Below are 17,434 nucleotides of genomic sequence, written 5' to 3'. Positions count from 1 at the left end.
ACCCCGCTCGTGGCAGACAAACGGTACAGCTGCATTGGTTTGTATAACCCCAAATCACCGGAAAACGTCGGTTCGGTCATGCGCGCCGCCGGCTGCTATGGCGTGGCGTCCGTGTTCTACACTGGCAAGCGTTATGAACGCGCCGCCGACTTTGTCACCGACACCAAGCGTGTCCACTATGACATCCCGCTGATCGGCATCGACGACCTGAAAAAAATCCTGCCACTGGGTTGCGTTCCGGTCGCCGTGGAACTGGTCGAAGGTGCGCGCTCTCTGCCGGAATACACCCACCCCGATCGCGCCCTCTACATCTTCGGCCCGGAAGACGGCTCGCTGGATAAAGAGATTCGCGACTGGTGCGAAGACGTGGTCTACATCCCGACCACCGGTTGCATGAACCTGGCGGCCACCGTCAACGTCGTGCTCTACGACCGCATGTCCAAAGGGCTCAACACCCGTTCCGGGGCGAAATTTCGCTGATTCGACGCATATCCAATGGAACAAGCCGCCCGCCTCGGCAGTCAGCTTAACTATCCACGATGACGCAGCCCTTCCTGCCAGGAGAACAATCATGAGCGAACTCAAACGCGTAGAACGCATCGAATCCACCCCGTTCCAGACCCGCTCCGAGCACAACGTTCACGGTTGGGAGCGCGCCGGTTCCGTGGCCGGTGGCGTGGTGATGATGGGCAAAGGCCTGCGGCGCGGCGGGATTCTCGGCTTGATTCAAGTGGCGATCGGCGGGGTGGCGCTGGCGCGCGGGATTACCGGGCACAGTTCGGTCAAAAGCATGATCGAGAAGAGCCGCCAGGACATGGACAACGTGCGGGCGAAGATTGAGCGGGCCGGGGAAGAATTGCGCACGTTGAAGGCGAATGCCGAGGCGGCGACCAACACGGCTACGGTGACAGGGAATGATTCGTTGAAGTCGCCGAAGACTGGGGTTTGATCCCAGAGATGAAGTGGGGCTTAGGGCCTCATCGCGAGCAGGCTCACTCCCACCGTTGATTTGCGGTGGACTGCAGGAGTGAGCCTGCTCGCGATGGCGGTGTCACTGAAGCAACTCGGTATCAAGCACTTTAGAGGGCTCGCCTATGACGCTCTCGGCGAGTTGAACAAATACCTTGGTATCGACTTTCTCCAGATGCATCGCCCCGCGCAACACATCATCCAGTGAACGCTTGTTACGCGTCTTCAAGCGGATCTCGCGATCCAGTTCCTGTAACAACACCACCGCTTTCGACACCTGCGCCGGACTGATCTGGTCGCCACGCACGGTCGTGACCTGCTGGCTGTCCTTGACCAGCTTGGCGTGCAAGCTTTCATACCGTTCATCACTCATGCCACCGGCACGGCGCACCAGTTCGATGGCGTAGTACTCGGCAAACCCTTCGCTGATCCATTCGCTGCGCGGTTGATCGTTGATCCGTGCGAACACCTGCGCCAGTTCACGCAACAGCGCGCTGCTGCCGCTTTCGCTCACCAGCGGCAGGCGCGTGTTCAAGTAGATCGAGTCGTGCGCAGCCAGGCTGCCGCGCCACATCGGGTCATTGGCGCCGACTATCAGCAGCTTGCCCGGATGACGCGGGAACACGGTCTGGACTTGCGGCCAGACAAAGGTCAACAGCGTCAGCACGTCCATGCGGCGCATGCCTTGTCCCTGAGGCGAAGCAACAGTGACTTCGGTTTCCCCCAACCGCGTGCGACGACTGCCAAGATGACCGGCGAGCATCCAGCCGGTGGGTCGGTCGAACAGCCGGGAAACGTTGTCGATGCGGAATTTGTTTTTGCCGATTCGCGGCCAAGCGGTTTCGACGCTTTTCCAACCGGTCGGCAATTCGAACTCCAGGCGCGAAACCAGCTCGATACCGTCCTCCTGGTCGAGTTTGGCAGCAGGCACCAAATCGTCACCGCGCATCAGCGCCCAGGCTGGCGTCATACGCGTGTCGAAGCTGCCGTTTTTGCGCCCATGGCTGATGCGCACGCGATAGGTCAGGCTGGCCTTGTCGGCGGCGGGATGCCAGACGCCCCGCGTCGATTGGCCCGGCGTAAGTTGCCATTGGCCGTCGGCCTTGAAGTCGCTGTAGTGGCTGCCGTCGCCCAGGTCAAAATCCAGGCTGCGCACCGCCGAACCCTGTGACAGCGTCAGGCGAACTTCCACCTGATCATTTTGCGGTAACAGGCGCACGTGATAATCCAGATCGACTTTCTTCGCTGCCCACACGGAAGAACTCAGGACCAGAAGCCCAACCGCCAATCCCAGCCGCCATCCCACAGCCATACACACTCCCTCGTGACGCTAAATCTGTCAGCCATTCAACCTGCGCGGAATATCAGGTGATCTTCCCAATCATCTTCAGGCACGCTGCCTTCGGCAAGCATGCGACCGGATTGTGAAATCCGTTGGTGGTGCACCGCATCACGGTCACCGCACACCAGATGGTGCCAGAGCGGCAGGTCCTTGCCTTCACTGACCAGGCGATAGCCGCAGGTCGGTGGCAGCCACTTGAACGCGTCGGCCTTGCCCGGCGTGAGCTGGATGCAGTCCGGAACGAAATCACGCCGGTTGGGATAATCGGTGCACTGGCAGGTTTTCAGGTCCAGAAGCTTGCAGGCGATGCGCGTGTAATAGACGCTGTTGTCGTCTTCATCCTCGAGTTTTTGCAGGCAGCACAGGCCACAGCCGTCGCACAGCGACTCCCATTCCTCTTGATCGAGTTGATCGAGGGTTTTGCGTATCCAGAACGGTTCGACTTTGGCGGCCATGGCTCAAGCATCAACATCAGGTGGTGAAAAGGCCGCCAGTCTAGTGCCAAGGCCCTTGCGGGCCAAGCATTGGCGACTGCCGGTAGAACGGACTTGTCAGTTTTTGCGCCGCCCAGTAGGGTTTTGCGTCGCTCCCTCACTTCAAACGTAGCAAGGAAACTCTCGATGAGTGCCAATCCACGCGTTGCCGACTATGCCATCCACCCACAATTCACCGATCGCTGGTCGCCCCGGGCGTTCACCGGCGAAGCGATTCCTGAAGAAACCCTGCTGAGTTTCTTCGAAGCTGCCCGCTGGGCGCCGTCGGCCTATAACTCGCAGCCTTGGCGGTTTCTCTACGCGCGTCGCGACACGCCAAACTGGGAGCGCTACCTGGGGCTGCTGAACGAATTCAACCGCAGCTGGGCACAACACGCCTCGGCGCTGGTGATCGTGATTTCGAAAACCACCTTCGTCGCACCAGGCGCGACCGAAGAAACCCCGGCGCTGTGGCACACCTTCGACACGGGTTCGGCGTGGGGGCACCTGGCGTTGCAAGCCAGCCTTAGCGGTTGGCACACCCATGGCATGGCCGGTTTCGATCAGGATCTGACCCGCAAAGAGCTGAATATTCCCGAGGGTTATGCCCTGCACGCGGCGGTGGCGGTGGGCAAACTGGGGGATAAAGCGACGCTGGCGGATTACCTGCAAGCGCGTGAAGAGCCAAGCCCGCGTCGCCCGTTGAGCGAACTGGCCGCTGAAGGCGACTTCACCCTTTAAGCAACACCAGAACCCATGTGGGAGCGAGCTTGCTCGCTCCCACAGCTTTTTTGCAAACCATTCGAGTGAGCGGTGGGGCTCAGTAACCGCGTTCGAAATCCACTTCCCCGCGCAACGCTTCGCCCGCTTCATACGCCCGCAGATTCTCGACAAACAAATTCACCATCATCGACGGCGAGGTCGGTGCCGAGCTGTGGCCGGTCAGCAGCAAGCCCCAGGCGGTCCAGAACGGATGACGTTGCGGCAGCGGTTCCTGACGGCAGACATCAATCACCGCGCCCGCCAGATGCCCTTCTTTCAGAGCTTCGACCAGGTCGGCGTCGACCACCGCCACGCCACGACCGACGTTGATGAACAAGCCGGTCGGCTTGAACTGCTTGAACAGTGCCGCGTCGTACAGATCGTGGGTGTTCGGGGTGTTGGGCAGCAGGTTGATCACGTAATCCACCTCGCCGACCAGACGCGGCAGGTCCGCCAGCGCACCGACTTCGACAAACGGTGCCTGCTCGCGAGCTTCGCTGGCGATGCCGTACAGTTCGACGCCAAACGGCAGCAGAAATTTCGCCACCGTCTGGCCGATATCACCGGTGCCGACGATCAATACTTTGCGACCCGCCAGGCTTTGGCCATGGCGGCTGTCCCATTTGCGCTCGACCTGGCTGACCAGGCGCGCCAGCACTTCGCGTTCGTGTCCGAGCATGTAGGTCAGCACGTATTCGGCCATGACCTGACCGAAAATGCCGACCGCACGGGTCAGGCGATAGTGACGTGGCAAGCCATCGGCGAGCAGCGGCGTGATACCCGCCCAAGTCGACTGCAGCCATTGCGGCTCATGGCCCTGACGCAACAGGGTGGCCAGCAAATCCGGTTGACCCAGCCAGACCGGGCAATCAGCTGCCAGACGTGCCAGTTCAGCGGAGTCGCCACTGGTGAGCACTTCCAGCTCAGGCGCCGCCTGACGCAACAATTGTGCATACACCGGGTGGTCGTGTTCAGCAATCAGAACGCGCATGTTTCAAACCTTTCAAAAACCGTGCAGACGACCACCGAGTGAGTACGGCTCCCTCGTCGCGGTCATCGCCAAAAATCATTCCAGTGTTTCACACCGACTCTGAACAGAGCCTGTCTGCCGCTTACATCGGGTCGTTGCGGCGCAGCAATTCTTCCGGCAAGTGTTCGATGTATTCGTCTTCGGCCGGTGGCATTTGCAGGTGGTAGCCCTGCTTTTCGAGGTTTTCCAGGACCACCGTGATGTCCTCGCGCGACAGTTTGCGTTCGGGGGTCAGCACCAGATCGAAGGCGTGGTGCGGTTTGCCGAAGGCGGCCATCAATGATTCCGGTACGCGCTCCAGTGCATCGCTTTTGAGCACATAGAGGTACATCTCGTTTTTCTTCAGGCTTCGGTAGATCGAGCAAATACGTTTCAAGGCTGTTCTCCGGCGGTGGCCAGGCTGTCGAGCAACGCCTGGCCCATCAATTCGCGGCGCCAGCCACGCAGCGAATCAGGCAATTGATAAGGACCATTGGGGAAGCCGCTCTTGAGCAGCGCTTCCAGGGTTTTCTTGCGCAGCATCAGCTCCGGCGCGATGTTCAAGCGTTCGGCTTCGGCCTGACCAATGGCGCGCAGCTGTTTGACCAGCACGGCAGCATCCACCGGTAGCGGCTCGGGCACGGCGGGCGGCCATTGATCGGGCGACACACTGCCTGCGCGCTTGATCAGATCCAGCAGAAACTCGCCATCCTGACGCACAGTGCGCGGGTGCATGTCTTCGATTTTCGCCAGCGCGCCAAGGTTGTCCGGCTGAGTCCGCGCCAGCGGCCACAGGGAGTGCTCACGGACAATGCGGTTGCGCGGCAGATCACGGGCACGGGCCTCGCGCTCACGCCAGGCGCACAGTTCACGCAACACGGCGAGTTGGGCGCGGGACAGCTTCCAGGCCAGCTTGGCCTCGCGGTAGACCTCGTACGGGTCGACCTCGCGGCGCAGGTTGGCTACCAACTCGGCGCCGTCATCCAGGACCCAGTTGTATTTGTCTTCAGACAGCTTCGGACGAAGCTGTACGAAAACTTCCGCCAAGTGCAAGGCATCTTCGGCGGCGTAGCTGATCTGGGTGTCCGATAGCGGACGTTGCAACCAGTCGGAACGGGTTTCGCCTTTGGGCAGGTCGATACCGAGCACCTCTTGCACCAATCGCGAGTAGCCCATGGAGAAACCCAGGTTCAGGTAGGCAGCCGCCAGTTGCGTGTCGAACAGCGGCGCCGGCAGGCTGCCGGTCAGGCGCAACAGGACTTCGAGGTCTTCGCTGCACGCATGGACGACTTTGACCACCGCCGGGTTTTCCAGCAACGCGGCCAGGGGCTGCCAGTTGTCGATGGTCAGCGGATCTATCAGGTAAGCGCGTACGCCATCACCGATCTGCAGCAGGCCTGCAATCGGGTAAAAGGTGTCGACCCGCATGAATTCGGTGTCGAGGGCAACGAATGGCAGCTGCTGCCACTCGGCGCAAAACTGACCGAGGCTATCGTTGTCGCGAATCCAGTGAATATCGATGGCCACACGGCTCTCCCTTGAAGAATGGCGCGCAGTATATATCGCCCCCGGCGATTTCCGCGCATCACTCAACAAGAGCTTTAGCGAAAAGACCTGCCCGACAGCAAGAAATGTCTGACAAGCGGAGACTAACTGGTCTTACTGAGTACATAGACCCGCATCCACGTGCAGCCCGGCAGGACATCCTGATGGCTCAGCACCCGGAAACCGGCTTGCTTGAATTCTGCTTCAATCTCGACCTTGCTGACCGGGTGCGGGGCATGAGATGCCTCCGTCTCGGGTCGGCGCAGGTTGAAATAGCCTTTGACCCGAGCCGCCACGATCACAGTATCGCGGCTGACCCGGTGGAACTCCTGGAGCATGGCCAACCGATGCTCGGCGCAGGTGATGTGCTGAAACAGTTGCATGCAAAAAATGCAGTCCACCGCGTTAACGGACAAGCCCAGGCTGAAGGCTGAGCTCTGGAAGGTCTTAATCCGCTTGAGCAGGCTCTGCGGATGGTGAGTCTGCGCGTGGTTGAGCATGTCCTGCGACGGGTCCGACGCGAGAATCACGCGGTTCGCGTGCTCGGCCAGCACCGGCCAGAGGCGCCCGGCACCGCAGGCCACGTCAAGGATCAACCCCGGTTCGCCCGCCACCTTGAGCGCATTGCGCACCAGGTTTTCTTCGCGCCAGAACGCCAGGCGCCCCATCAGGCTACGCGGTTGCGGCTGACGGCAGACGCGAGCGTGTTCCTGATCGTAGCGCCGGGCGAACTCAAGTTCGATGGCGGATGTGGGTTGCGCAGACATGTGCAATTGACCCTTGGTGATGACTCTTGCGGCCGCCAGTTAGCGGCCAGTGCCTGAAAAAGTTGACGCGTTCAATCCTTGGCCAACACGCCGTCAACCGCCGTACCGCGACAGCCGGAAAACATATCCAGATTCTGGTTGTAGACCTTGCTGTTGACTTCCAGCAGACCCAGCATCGAATGAAACAGGTTGTCCTGGCTCAATGGCTTGTCGCGATTCTGCTGCAGGCAATGTGTGTCCACCGAGAACGACTTCTGATAACTGTCAGAGAACCACGCCAGCATGGCCACGTGCTTCTGTTGTTCCGGCGCCAGCATGTAAGGCGTGCCGTGCAGGAACAGGTTGTATTCACCCAAAGATTCGCCGTGGTCGGACAGATAGAGCATCGCGGTGTCGACTTTCTCCTGGTTCTTGCGCAACAGATCGATCAGGGTCGAGAGTACGTGATCGGTGTAGACCAGCGTGTTGTCGTAACCATTAACGATACTTTCGCGACTGCAATTATTCAGGGCATTGCTTTCACACACCGGTGTGAAATGTTCGAACTCTTTTGGATAACGCTTGAAATATTCAGGGCCATGGCTACCCATTTGATGCAAGACCAACACGGTGTCTTTATCGAGCGTGTCGATGAAATGTTGCAAACCTTGCAGCAGAATTTCATCGCGGCATTCGCTGTTGGCGCACAGCACCGGGTCTTTCAGGTTGCTCACATCGTCGATGGTCACCCGATCGCACGTGCCTTTGCAGCCCGACTGGTTGTCGCGCCAGATCACGTCCAGGCCGGCCCGTTTAAGCACGTCCAGCAGACCTTCTTCATTCTTCGCCTTGCTGGCGTTGTAGTCCTTGCGGCCCATGTTGGAGAACATGCACGGCACGGACACGGCGGTTTCGGTGCCGCAGGAATGCACATCGGTGAACGCGATCAAGCCGGCTTCTTTACTCAACTTCGGCGTGGTGTCGCGGCCATAGCCCAAGATGCCGAAGTTCTCGGCCCGGGCGCTTTCGCCCACCACCAGTACGGTCAGGGATTTACGGCCATGGGACTGCCAGACCGAATTCTTCTGCGCGTCTTCGCCGATTTTGACAAAAGGTTGATGGGCGGAAGCGACTTGTTCACGCAAGTAGCCAGCGGAGGCACCGATGTAGTTGCTCGGCACGACCATCAGGCGTAACTCGTGGTGATTGCGGAACAAAGAGGACAGGCCCTGGTAATTAATCAGTGCGACGCCGCCGATGACAGCAGCCGACGCAACACTGACTAATACCTTACTTAATAACTCATGGTGCCAGCGACGATAGTTAATCGGTGTTTTCCACAACAACCACGACGGCAAAATTCCCAAAAAGAAGATATAAGCCAGTAGTTTTAACGAGAGCAAGTCTCGAACTTCCGTCGCATTGGTTTGCGCGAAGTTACGCAACATACCGGTGTCAATCAGTACGCCGTATTGGCTCATGAAGTAGGCCACCCCGGCGCTGATCATGAAGATCAGCGTCAGGACCGGCTTCAGAACCCGCTTGAACGCCAGCAACGTCAGCACAATGTTGAAAGCCGCCAGAATCATCGCCCCGAACGCCACGCGCATAACGATGCCTTTGCCATCGGCCGTGGTGATTTCAAACAGGTGCTGCCACAGCACGAAATTGAAGGCAGTTAACAAAAAGGCGCTGGCAATCAGTGTCACCCATTCCGGGCGCACGGCTTTAATCTTCAACATGGTGATCGGCTGTTCCTGAAAAGAAGTGCCTGCGGCAAATGTGAAAATTTCATTGACCGTGACAACACTTATGTTAGGCACTCAACCATCAATTTTTTGTGAAAAAGAAGCCAACGATTAGTTGGCTAATAAAACCCGCGACCCACGTTTTGATTATTTGAGAATAATTCAGGCCTGGTTCAGGTACCAGCGCCAATCCTGCTCACTCACCTCGCCCATGAACTGTCGGTACTCGGCGCGTTTCACGGCCAGGTAGACGCCGAGGAAGGGTTGGCCAAATGCTTCACGCGCCCAGCTCGAGCCTTCCAGCGCCCGTAACGTGGTCAGCCAATCGGTGGGCAACAACTCCTTGGCCTGAGCGTAACCGTTGCCCTCCACCGGCGCACCCGGGTCGAGTTGTTCGCGGATACCGCGATGAATACCGGCCAGGATCGCCGCGGCAGCCAGGTAAGGGTTGGCATCAGCCCCGCAAATACGGTGTTCGATATGCCGGGAAAACGCCGGCCCGCCTGGCACGCGCAAACTCACCGTGCGGTTGTCCACGCCCCAGGTCGCCGCCAGGGGCGCGTAGCTGTTGGTCTGGAATCGACGGTAGGAGTTGGCGTTCGGGCAGAACAACAGCAACGAATCGAGCAAGGTACTGAGCATGCCGCCGACCGCTTGCCGGAGCAACGGCGTACCGTCCGCGGCTTCACTGGCAAACAGGTTGTTACCCTCCTTGTCCTCCAGGCTGACGTGCATGTGCATCCCGGTACCCGCCAAGTCGTCGAAGGGTTTGGCCATGAAGCAGGCCGTCATCCCGTGCTTGTGGGCCACGCCCTTGACCAGCCGTTTGTATCGCACCGCTTCGTCCATCGCCTGTAGGGCATCGGTGCGGTGCTCGAGGGTAATTTCCACTTGCCCCGGTGCATATTCGGAAATCGCCGTGCGCGCCGGAATGCCTTGCAGCTTGCAGGCGCTGTAGAGGTCGGCCAGAAACGGCTCGATCTGCTCCAGTTCACGCAAGCCATAGACGTGCGTCGTGCGCGGCCGCCCGCCATCGACATCGCGTGCCGGTTGCGGCCGCCCGCTGCTGTCGCGCTGCTGATCCAGCAGATAAAACTCCAGCTCCGCCGCCATCACCGGGTAGTAACCGTCAGCCTGCAAGCCTTCGATCACTTTCGCCAACAGGTGCCGGGGATCGGCGATCGTCGCCGGCATGCCTTCCTTGGGGTGCATGCTGACCTGCACGGCCGCCATCGGAATCAATCGCCACGGCATGCGCGTCAGACTGCCGCTGATCGGGTAGGCACGGCAATCAATGTCGCCAACGTCCCAGACCAATCCGGAGTTTTCCACGTCGTCGCCATTAATGGTCAAGCCCAGAATGGTGCTCGGCAGCGGCCGCCCGCTTTCGTACACGGCCAGCAGTTCATCGCGGTGCAGCAACTTGCCCCGGGGCACGCCGTTATTGTCCAGGATGAACAGCTCGAACATTTCAATGTCCGGGTTCTGTTCGAGAAAGATCAGGGCTTCTTGCGGGGAGGCGAACGAGGTCGTGGCACAACTCATGGGAATTCTCTTTTTTCCGCGTCAGGCAAACGCGCAGGCGTCGCCAATTCAATCCAGCGCATGGCGCGGGATCTGTCAGACCAATCAACGGGAAATGCAGGAATCCGGGGGGCGTGCGTGACGACAATGCCACAGCGCCCAGAAGGCCAACTCGGAGGGAAGTGCGACGGGACAATCGCCCATAGGTAAAACCGTAGAAGACAGATGAGTGGCAGCGTCACACGGGCGGTCAGGTCTTTAAATCGGGATTTGAAGAACCTTGGTTGCAGAGAGACTAAACAATCATCCCCTTAACACTGAATCTCCCACAGGGGGACGCGGGCGCGGCTGGGTTATTTAATTTTTAAATAGCGCTGCGGATTATCTGGTTTGTGTCCGCCAGCCTTGGCGCGCCTAATCGGGGCCTTGTTCTGGAAGGCCTGTTTGATGGAAAACGTGCGTGCAACGACCCGCCCTGCCCTCTGGCTGATGTTTAGCATCATGCTCGTCGCCCTCAACCTGCGTCCGTCGATGGCAGCGGTCGGGCCTCTGCTTTCGTCCATTCGCGCGGACATTGCGCTGAGTTTCAGCATGGCCTCACTGCTGACGATGCTGCCGGTCATGACCATGGGCCTGGCGATGTTTTTCGGTTTGCGGGTGTGCCAACGTTTCGGTATGCAGCGCACGGTGGTGCTGTCGCTGTTGATCATTGGCGCGGCCACGGCGTCGCGGTTGTTTCTCGATTCAGCCGCCGAACTGATCCTCAGTGCGGTGCTGGCCGGTATCGGTATCGCGCTGATCCAGGCCTTGATGCCGGTGCTGATCAAAGCCCGGTTCAATGACAACGTCGCCCTGTGCATGGGGCTCTATGTCACGTCGATCATGGGCGGTGCAGCGATGGCCGCCTCGTTCGCGCCGCTGGTGATGAATCAGAGCGGCAGCTGGCGCATCGGTCTGGCGATCTGGGCGGCGCTGGCCGTGGTGGCCCTGCTGCTGTGGTCTGGCCTTCGCGATGAATCAAGGGCACACCCGACGCAATCAGCCCACCAGTCGAGCTTCTTTGCCAATTCCCGCGCCTGGTTACTCGCCATCTTCTTCGGCCTGGGCACTGCGTCCTACACCTGTGTGCTGGCCTGGCTCGCGCCGTACTACGTGGAACTGGGCTGGAGCGAACAGAACGCCGGGTTGCTGCTGGGCTTTTTGACGGCCATGGAAGTGTTGTCCGGGCTGGTGACGCCCGCCATTGCCAATCGCAGCCGTGACCGACGCGTGGTGCTGGTGGTGTTGCTGGCACTGATCATGACTGGTTTCTGCGGGCTGATTCTTCGCCCGCAACAGCTGAGCCTGCTCTGGCCATGCCTGCTGGGGCTGGGCATCGGAGGATTGTTCCCGATGAGCCTGATAGTGTCGCTGGATCACTTGGATGATCCGCAACGCGCCGGCGCGCTGACCGCATTCGTGCAAGGCATCGGGTACTTGATTGCCGGCCTCTCGCCGCTAATGGCCGGGATGATTCGCGACCAACTGGGCAGTTTCGAATGGGCGTGGTGGGCGCTGACCGCGGTCGTTGGGTTGATGATCCTGATGGTCCTGCGCTTCAACCCGCGGCATTACCATCAACACATCCGCTGATCAGAGTAGAAACTTCCTGCAAGGCATTCTCCTGGCACCATCGTTCCGTTAGGATCTTTCGCACACGATGCGCATTGATCGCGCACGGAACACAGCGAGACAGAACGGATGCTGAACAGTAACTTGCTTAGAAAGCTCGACATGCAAGACCTCATGGTGTTTGTCGCCGTGTACGAGCAAAGCAGCGTCACCAGCGTGTCGGAGGCGCTCTGCGTCAGCCAGTCCACGGTGAGTTACTGCCTGAAAAAGCTGCGCACCAGTTTTGAAGACGAGTTATTCCTCAATACCCGCACCGGCATGCGTCCCACCTACAAAGCCAGCACCATGTACACGCATGTGCGGAAAATTCTCGAAAGCATCAACCTGTGCCACGCCGGCGCCCCAGCCTTCGACCCGACCTTGCAAGCGGTGACGTTCAATATCTGCGCGCCGGAGTACTTCGAGCAGCTGATTCTGCCGCGACTGCTCAAGCGCTTCGATTTCGCCGACCTGCCGGTGATAGTCAACATGCACAAGTTTGAAACCGACATCCCGGCCGATGAGTTGCGTGATGGCAGACTCGATCTGGTGATCTGTTTCGGCCCGAATCACCACCGTAGCCACACCGATTTCAAAACCCGGAAGTTGCTGGGAGATGATCTGGTCTGTGTATTCGACAAGCGCGCCACGCCACTGGAGCCGCGTTTAAGCCTGCAAGCCTTTGTGCAACGCCGGCATGTGTTTCCAACGCCATGGACGTCCACCACCAACATGGTCGACGGCTGGCTGGCGCAACAGGCGCACAAACGGCAGATTGTCGCGCGTTCCAACAGCTACAGCGCGGCATTGAAGACGATCACCGGCACCGATTTCATCCTGACCCTTCCTCGTCGCATCCAGCAATTGCTGGCCAACGAGGCGATCTTCAATCATTGCGAAGCCCCCACCGGCCTGCCGGGGTTCACCCTGGACATGCAATGGAGTCAACGCGCCGATCAGGACAGCGCCAACACCTGGCTGCGCGAGCAGGTCATCGACGTTTGTGCCGAGCAGGCACTTGCCTGAGGTTCAGAGGCTAATGGCGGTCTTGGCGTAAGAGTCGCGATCGATATCGAGAATTTCCACGCACAGCTGCACGTCGACGCCGGTTGGCCATTCACACAGGTCCTGCACCACCGCCAACAGGCTTTCCGAGAGCTGCTGTTTGATCTGCGGTGAGCGACCACTCAACAGTGCCAGTTTCACATGCACAAACGCCCGTTCATTCAACGCAGTGCCAACCTTGAAGGTCTCCACCTTCAGCGCCCGACTCTTGATATCGAACTCCGCCGCAAATTGACCGGAAGCCACCAAGGCATTATTGAGCCGGATCAACGCCACGTCGGCGTTCAGCCCGGGCAGATTAGCGGTGTATTCCATGTGCAGGTGTGGCATGAGGCGGCTCCAGGTAGAGGGCAGAAAGATCCTACATATAACACAGCGCCGTCTGACTCACTCCGGCAGCGGCAGGGGTGGACGTTCACTCATGAACACCTCCAGGCGCGAACGCAGCCAGCGTTCGGCAGGGTCGGTATCGACATGGCTGAGCCAGACCATCGACAGGTCCAGGGTCGGGGTCTTGAACGGGAACGGTTCTTTGAACAGCAGACCGGTGGCCGCCATGGCGTCGGCCGCGTAATCCGGCAGACTGGCAATCAGATCAGTGCCCGCGAGCAAGGCCGGCAACGAGCTGTATTGCGGCACCGACAGGACCACCTGGCGTGTACGGCCAATCTCTGCCAGCCACTCATCGGCGTAACCACTGACATTCGCGGTGTGGGAAACCAGCACATGAGGGCGTGAGCAATATTCATCGAGCGTCAGCGGTGTGTCGGACGCATCGGCGCGCAGGATACTTGGTTGAATGTGGCGCAACAATTTGCGCTTGGCGTTGGCTGGCAGTCCGCGGGTCTGGCTGATGCCGACCGTGATGTCGCCGGACGCGAGCAAGTCCGGAATGCGCCAGTAATCGACGTGCTGAACCACGAACACCACCTTCGGCGCTTCCTGGCGCAAGGCACGCAGCAACGGTGGCAGCAGGCCGAACTCGACGTCATCCGACAGCCCGATGCGAAAGGTCATGGTGCTGCTGGCCGGTTCGAAACTGTGGGTCAGGCTCAACGCGACCGACAACGAATCCAGCGCCGGCGACAGGTACTGGATCAACTCCTCGGCGCGGGCCGTCGGCTCCATACGGTGGCCGACGCGGATGAACAGCGGATCGTTGAACATCGCCCGCAAGCGGTTGAGCGCCGAGCTGATGGTCGGCTGACCGAGAAACAGCTTCTCCGCCACCCGTGTCACGTTGCGCTCGAGCATCAACGTTTCGAACACCACCATCAGGTTGATGTCCGCCTTGCGCAGTTCATTACGATTCATTCCTTGTCCCCGTTCCCCGACACTTGAGGCAGTGTAGAAAGGCCCGACGCAAGCGTCTATGTCCAGCGGGCATCAATTAACGGTCAAGGACTTCAACCCAAATGCAAGCGGTCGAACGTCCGGCCCCATCCCGACCTGTTTCGGGCTGACGGCATCGGCGAACTGCAGTTGCACAATCAACACCCCCTCACTGGACACCCGTTGCTGCATCTCGGCCGTGAGGGGCACATCAATGATGTTGCCATCAGCCTGCTCAAGCCGGGTATTCATGGCCGGTATGCCATTGATGTTGATGACGACACGTTGCCGCGCATGCCCTGGCGGCAGGAACGCCGTGGCTTCCATACGCAAGGCATGCACGGGCGCCGGGACGCGAAACATGACGTCGGCGTCGGGACCTTTGGACCAGGTGCCCCAGAGTTCTGGCTCGGACCACCCATTGGCGAGCAGCGCAGCCCCCGTGCCGCCGTAATTGAACAGTATCTTTTGCCCTGGCTCGACGGAGGGCACCTGTTCCAGCGGATTAAGCTGCGAGGCCAGCTGCAAGCACGTGCTGCATTGTTTCCAGCCCGGAGCCAGCACGGTGAATCCGTCGATCCTGGCGAAGAGGTCCGTCCGGGTATCAACGTTTCTCGCCGACTGGATCACCGCCCGCTCATCAAGCAGGTACAACGAGTCGGCGGCATATTTACCCGAGGCCATTTCACTCGCCGCCTGCTGCTCGGATTTGATGGCGTTGGCGGTGTCCACCCGTCCAAGGTAAACGGCATTCGTTGCCAGGCCATGGGCACCGGCAAAAGCAGCCACTGACACCCACTGCGGGGACTGGTTTTGCGGAACAATCCAGCGAATGTTCCGGTAATGGGCCGCAGCACTTTTCCAGAATGGATCGACCATGGGCGACGCCCACTGCGACGCCGGTTCAACCATCAACTGCTTGCGCACGCCCGTCCAGCCGGCGTGTGTGTCCAGCACCTGGATTACCAACGCCAGGGACAACAGGCTTACGGCAGTGCGGGGCGTATTGGCACGAATCACCAGGAAAATGATGGCGAAGATAATCGCGTAGTAGACCGGCCAGAACATCCGCCCCGAAGCCCGGAAAATGTTGGCGATCGAAAGCACCCACTGCGGTAACGCCAATGTCCATTCAACCGAGCCCAGCGCTATATGGTTCGACATCGAGAACAGGCTCAACCCCAACAGCGCCGCCAGTAAAACCGGCCGCTGCGCCAATCGCTGAGCAAAACCGGTATGACCGCGCAGCAGCCCCACCAGTGCACACAGGCCAAGCATGATCAATCCGAGCCCCAGGAAGAGAAACCCTTCGACGTCACCTAATCCTTGAACCCCGGGCACATCCTTCAATACGTAGGACCACTGCCCTGCCCAGTTGCCTGGATCGACCAATGACAGCAGGTTCATGGCGTACAGGCCAAAACCATTCGATACCGCGCCACTGCCCACTGAAAAATAGCCGGCCTGCCAGCAGCAGACACTGACCAGCGAAAACAGCCCGATCAGTTCGATGGCAGCAGACTGCAGCGTCAGTTTCTTCCTGAAAAAACCGGCCGTGAGGTCAGCGATCCAGATCATGGCCACCATCGCCAGAAAGTACGCGTGAATCAGCGCGGCCGCCGCCAGCAATGCACCCCAGGCCAGTCGTCGACGGCACAAATTCGGGTGCAGCCCCAGGTACAAAGAGGCCAGAACCAGAAATTGCCCACCGAGGGACAAATGGAACGGCAGGCGCATGATCATCGGTGGCGCGAAGAGAAACAGCGCCGTACTGACGGTGCGTATACCCACGTGCGAGGACACCAGCCCCACCAGTTTCCAGGCAAACCAGGCCTGCAAGACGAAGCAGGCGAGAAACCACAGCCCGAAATACTGGAAAGGCGTCGGCAACACCGAGGCGAACGGTTTGAACAAGAGGGCCAGCAGCGGATTGGAATCAGAGAAAATGATGCCATTACCCAATTCCAGCCCGTAGGAAGGATTGAGCCCGACGGGAAAGGACCACGGCGACTGGCGGAAAAACACCCACCCCAGATAATGAGTCGACGGATCACCGCTCCCTAGCCACGCAATGTTTTGCGGATTCAACGCCCTCGGCCCGACCACGATGAAAAAAGCCACAACACCGATCAACAAGGGCAACAGGTTAAGCGGCAGGCGTTTAACCAGATCCTTCATCGATACGTCCAGAAGTTATGGAGTACGAAGGTGAAGGCCGGAATCGTCAGCGCCACGGCGCCAATCCCCATCAAGTAATGCAGCCCGGCCATCTGTGCAACCCAGGCCACCAGCATCGCCAGCAGGAAACCGGCAACGGACACCATCATGAAGCGCAGCAGCGTGCGGCCATGCACGCTCGCGGAAAAACTCCAGGTGGTATTGATCACGTAGGACACCATGGTCGCCACAGCAAATGCCACACCATTGGCCAGCGGCGGCAACGGCGACACGTAGTTGATGAACAGCACAGCCACCAGCGCATGCAGGGCGGTGACGAACAGCCCCGTGACGGCAAAGCGCAGGCCGCGCTTGATCAGGGCGGATTTTTCGGCCGGCGTCACGGCTTCTGCGCCAGGACAAACACCGTCAATCCGGCCAGCCGATTGGCGTTCATGAACGGCAACTCAATGCGGCACAAGGTCTTCAACACCGAGTTCACCAGCGGGTGATGACGCTTGAGCTGCGAACGTGGCGGCGACGAATGCGCTCCTTGGGGCAGCAGTCGCAGGATCGCGGCAATCGGGAACACCAGGCCGAAATAGTAAGCACCCTGCTGCACCGTCAAACCGGCCGTCCGGGCCACATGTTCCAGTTGTGCCAGGGTGTAGCGGCGTTTGTGTTCGAGAAAATCATCGTGCCCGCTCCAGAGAAACGTGAACGCTGGCACCGTCATCAGGAATCGGCTGCCGGAGGGGACTTTGTCGACATAGGCCTTGAGCAATCCGACGTCATCGTCGACATGTTCCAGCACGTCCATCAGCAACACCAGGTCGGCGTCCACCGTGCCGATGGTGCGACGGTAATGCACCGGTTTGCCGGCGGTGATGGCGTCCGAGTCGACGTCATAACTGATGTCCACGCACCATGCTTCGCTGGCCGATGAATGACTCAGCAGATGGTGAGTGAAGAACCCGGAGCCTGCGCCCACATCGAGAATTTTCCTGATCGGAGTGCTGCCGAGCAACCGTGTGGTCGCCGCCGCTTTGGAGGCGTAATACCAATGCTGATTGATGCTTGAACCGAGAATGTCGGTTTCCTTGAGATCCACG

General features: G+C 59.4%; 18 protein-coding genes. 5 read left to right on the top strand and 13 right to left on the bottom strand.

Translation table 11 applies throughout. The annotated features are described in order from the left end of the window. The first annotated feature begins 9 nt into the window (after positions 1–9). Complete coding sequence (locus NL116_RS07630; RefSeq protein WP_008153126.1) at positions 10–480, top strand: RNA methyltransferase; 471 nt, start codon at positions 10–12, stop codon at positions 478–480. Positions 481–571: 91 nt separating this feature from the next. Further along, on the top strand, positions 572–949 hold the full coding sequence (locus NL116_RS07625) for a YgaP family membrane protein (protein ID WP_494376652.1): 378 nt from the start codon (positions 572–574) through the stop codon (positions 947–949). Between the two features lie 102 nt (positions 950–1,051). Here NL116_RS07625 and NL116_RS07620 read toward each other — a convergent pair whose 3' ends face one another. Together NL116_RS07620 and NL116_RS07615 are read right to left on the bottom strand one after the other, a co-directional pair. Continuing rightward, the gene (locus NL116_RS07620; RefSeq protein WP_494376651.1) at positions 1,052–2,281 is read right to left on the bottom strand and encodes a hypothetical protein; all 1,230 of its coding nucleotides are present in this window, start codon (positions 2,279–2,281) and stop codon (positions 1,052–1,054) included. 35 nt (positions 2,282–2,316) lie between these two features. Continuing rightward, positions 2,317–2,766 carry a YcgN family cysteine cluster protein gene (locus NL116_RS07615; protein WP_494376650.1) on the bottom strand — a complete coding sequence of 150 codons (450 nt, stop codon included), beginning with the start codon at positions 2,764–2,766 and terminating at the stop codon, positions 2,317–2,319. A 165-nt stretch (positions 2,767–2,931) separates the two neighbouring features. On the opposite strand from NL116_RS07615, the gene NL116_RS07610 reads away from it, so the two are divergent. Further along, complete coding sequence (locus tag NL116_RS07610; RefSeq protein ID WP_494376649.1) at positions 2,932–3,525, top strand: nitroreductase family protein; 594 nt, start codon at positions 2,932–2,934, stop codon at positions 3,523–3,525. A gap of 79 nt (positions 3,526–3,604) precedes the next feature. On the opposite strand, the gene NL116_RS07605 is transcribed toward NL116_RS07610, so the two are convergent. The 6 genes from NL116_RS07605 to NL116_RS07580 form a co-directional block, all read right to left on the bottom strand. Further along, entirely contained in the window at positions 3,605–4,537 is a 933-nt protein-coding gene (locus NL116_RS07605; protein WP_494376648.1) for a D-2-hydroxyacid dehydrogenase, read from the bottom strand. Between the two features lie 121 nt (positions 4,538–4,658). Then, a complete protein-coding gene (locus NL116_RS07600) occupies positions 4,659–4,952 on the bottom strand; it encodes a YcgL domain-containing protein (RefSeq protein WP_007898694.1) in 294 nt (97 codons plus the stop codon). Then, positions 4,949–6,082 (bottom strand): ribonuclease D, encoded by a 1,134-nt coding sequence (gene rnd / locus NL116_RS07595; protein ID WP_494376647.1) that lies wholly within the window; start codon positions 6,080–6,082, stop codon positions 4,949–4,951. The genes NL116_RS07600 and rnd overlap by 4 nt, the downstream gene beginning before the upstream one ends. Positions 6,083–6,204: 122 nt before the next feature. Next, positions 6,205–6,867: a class I SAM-dependent methyltransferase gene (locus NL116_RS07590; protein ID WP_494376646.1), complete on the bottom strand. Its 663-nt coding sequence runs from the start codon at positions 6,865–6,867 to the stop codon at positions 6,205–6,207. 71 nt (positions 6,868–6,938) lie between these two features. Continuing rightward, positions 6,939–8,588 (bottom strand): phosphoethanolamine transferase, encoded by a 1,650-nt coding sequence (locus NL116_RS07585; RefSeq protein ID WP_494376645.1) that lies wholly within the window; start codon positions 8,586–8,588, stop codon positions 6,939–6,941. Positions 8,589–8,756: 168 nt separating this feature from the next. Further along, on the bottom strand, positions 8,757–10,139 hold the full coding sequence (locus tag NL116_RS07580; protein WP_494376644.1) for a glutamine synthetase family protein: 1,383 nt from the start codon (positions 10,137–10,139) through the stop codon (positions 8,757–8,759). Positions 10,140–10,565: 426 nt separating this feature from the next. Here NL116_RS07580 and NL116_RS07575 point away from each other — a divergent pair, with 426 nt between their 5' ends. Together NL116_RS07575 and NL116_RS07570 are read left to right on the top strand one after the other, a co-directional pair. Next, a complete protein-coding gene (locus NL116_RS07575; protein ID WP_494376643.1) occupies positions 10,566–11,750 on the top strand; it encodes a cyanate transporter in 1,185 nt (394 codons plus the stop codon). A gap of 108 nt (positions 11,751–11,858) precedes the next feature. Then, on the top strand, positions 11,859–12,794 hold the full coding sequence (locus NL116_RS07570) for a LysR family transcriptional regulator (protein WP_494376642.1): 936 nt from the start codon (positions 11,859–11,861) through the stop codon (positions 12,792–12,794). A gap of 3 nt (positions 12,795–12,797) precedes the next feature. Here the strand turns inward: NL116_RS07570 and NL116_RS07565 are convergent, their stop codons facing one another. The 5 genes from NL116_RS07565 to NL116_RS07545 form a co-directional block, all read right to left on the bottom strand. Further along, on the bottom strand, positions 12,798–13,163 hold the full coding sequence (locus tag NL116_RS07565; protein ID WP_494376641.1) for a 5-carboxymethyl-2-hydroxymuconate Delta-isomerase: 366 nt from the start codon (positions 13,161–13,163) through the stop codon (positions 12,798–12,800). Between the two features lie 57 nt (positions 13,164–13,220). After that, positions 13,221–14,147: a LysR substrate-binding domain-containing protein gene (locus NL116_RS07560; protein WP_494376640.1), complete on the bottom strand. Its 927-nt coding sequence runs from the start codon at positions 14,145–14,147 to the stop codon at positions 13,221–13,223. A gap of 72 nt (positions 14,148–14,219) precedes the next feature. Then, complete coding sequence (locus NL116_RS07555; RefSeq protein WP_494376639.1) at positions 14,220–16,343, bottom strand: DUF6311 domain-containing protein; 2,124 nt, start codon at positions 16,341–16,343, stop codon at positions 14,220–14,222. Continuing rightward, positions 16,340–16,726 carry a GtrA family protein gene (locus tag NL116_RS07550; protein WP_494376638.1) on the bottom strand — a complete coding sequence of 129 codons (387 nt, stop codon included), beginning with the start codon at positions 16,724–16,726 and terminating at the stop codon, positions 16,340–16,342. The genes NL116_RS07555 and NL116_RS07550 overlap by 4 nt, the downstream gene beginning before the upstream one ends. After that, positions 16,723–17,433, bottom strand: coding sequence for a class I SAM-dependent methyltransferase (locus NL116_RS07545; protein ID WP_494376637.1), 711 nt, complete (start codon positions 17,431–17,433; stop codon positions 16,723–16,725). Before NL116_RS07545 ends, NL116_RS07550 begins: the two co-directional genes overlap by 4 nt. Between the last annotated feature and the right edge of the window lies 1 nt (position 17,434).

It is taken from the genome of Pseudomonas sp. FBCC-B1667, from assembly GCF_059133255.1.
Note: the sequence above shows the minus strand (reverse complement) of the source record. Positions and strands in the feature narration are given on the sequence as shown.

Excerpts from the sequence above, each read along its gene's own strand:
- NL116_RS07625 (WP_494376652.1), top strand. The coding sequence starts at position 572 with ATGAGCGAACTCAAACGCGTAGAACGCATCGAATCCACCCCGTTCCAG.
- NL116_RS07620 (WP_494376651.1), bottom strand. The coding sequence starts at position 2,281 with ATGGCTGTGGGATGGCGGCTGGGATTGGCGGTTGGGCTTCTGGTCCTG.
- NL116_RS07615 (WP_494376650.1), bottom strand. The coding sequence starts at position 2,766 with ATGGCCGCCAAAGTCGAACCGTTCTGGATACGCAAAACCCTCGATCAA.
- NL116_RS07610 (WP_494376649.1), top strand. The coding sequence starts at position 2,932 with ATGAGTGCCAATCCACGCGTTGCCGACTATGCCATCCACCCACAATTC.
- NL116_RS07605 (WP_494376648.1), bottom strand. The coding sequence starts at position 4,537 with ATGCGCGTTCTGATTGCTGAACACGACCACCCGGTGTATGCACAATTG.
- NL116_RS07590 (WP_494376646.1), bottom strand. The coding sequence starts at position 6,867 with ATGTCTGCGCAACCCACATCCGCCATCGAACTTGAGTTCGCCCGGCGC.
- NL116_RS07585 (WP_494376645.1), bottom strand. The coding sequence starts at position 8,588 with ATGTTGAAGATTAAAGCCGTGCGCCCGGAATGGGTGACACTGATTGCC.
- NL116_RS07580 (WP_494376644.1), bottom strand. The coding sequence starts at position 10,139 with ATGAGTTGTGCCACGACCTCGTTCGCCTCCCCGCAAGAAGCCCTGATC.
- NL116_RS07575 (WP_494376643.1), top strand. The coding sequence starts at position 10,566 with ATGGAAAACGTGCGTGCAACGACCCGCCCTGCCCTCTGGCTGATGTTT.
- NL116_RS07570 (WP_494376642.1), top strand. The coding sequence starts at position 11,859 with ATGCTGAACAGTAACTTGCTTAGAAAGCTCGACATGCAAGACCTCATG.
- NL116_RS07565 (WP_494376641.1), bottom strand. The coding sequence starts at position 13,163 with ATGCCACACCTGCACATGGAATACACCGCTAATCTGCCCGGGCTGAAC.
- NL116_RS07560 (WP_494376640.1), bottom strand. The coding sequence starts at position 14,147 with ATGAATCGTAATGAACTGCGCAAGGCGGACATCAACCTGATGGTGGTG.
- NL116_RS07555 (WP_494376639.1), bottom strand. The coding sequence starts at position 16,343 with ATGAAGGATCTGGTTAAACGCCTGCCGCTTAACCTGTTGCCCTTGTTG.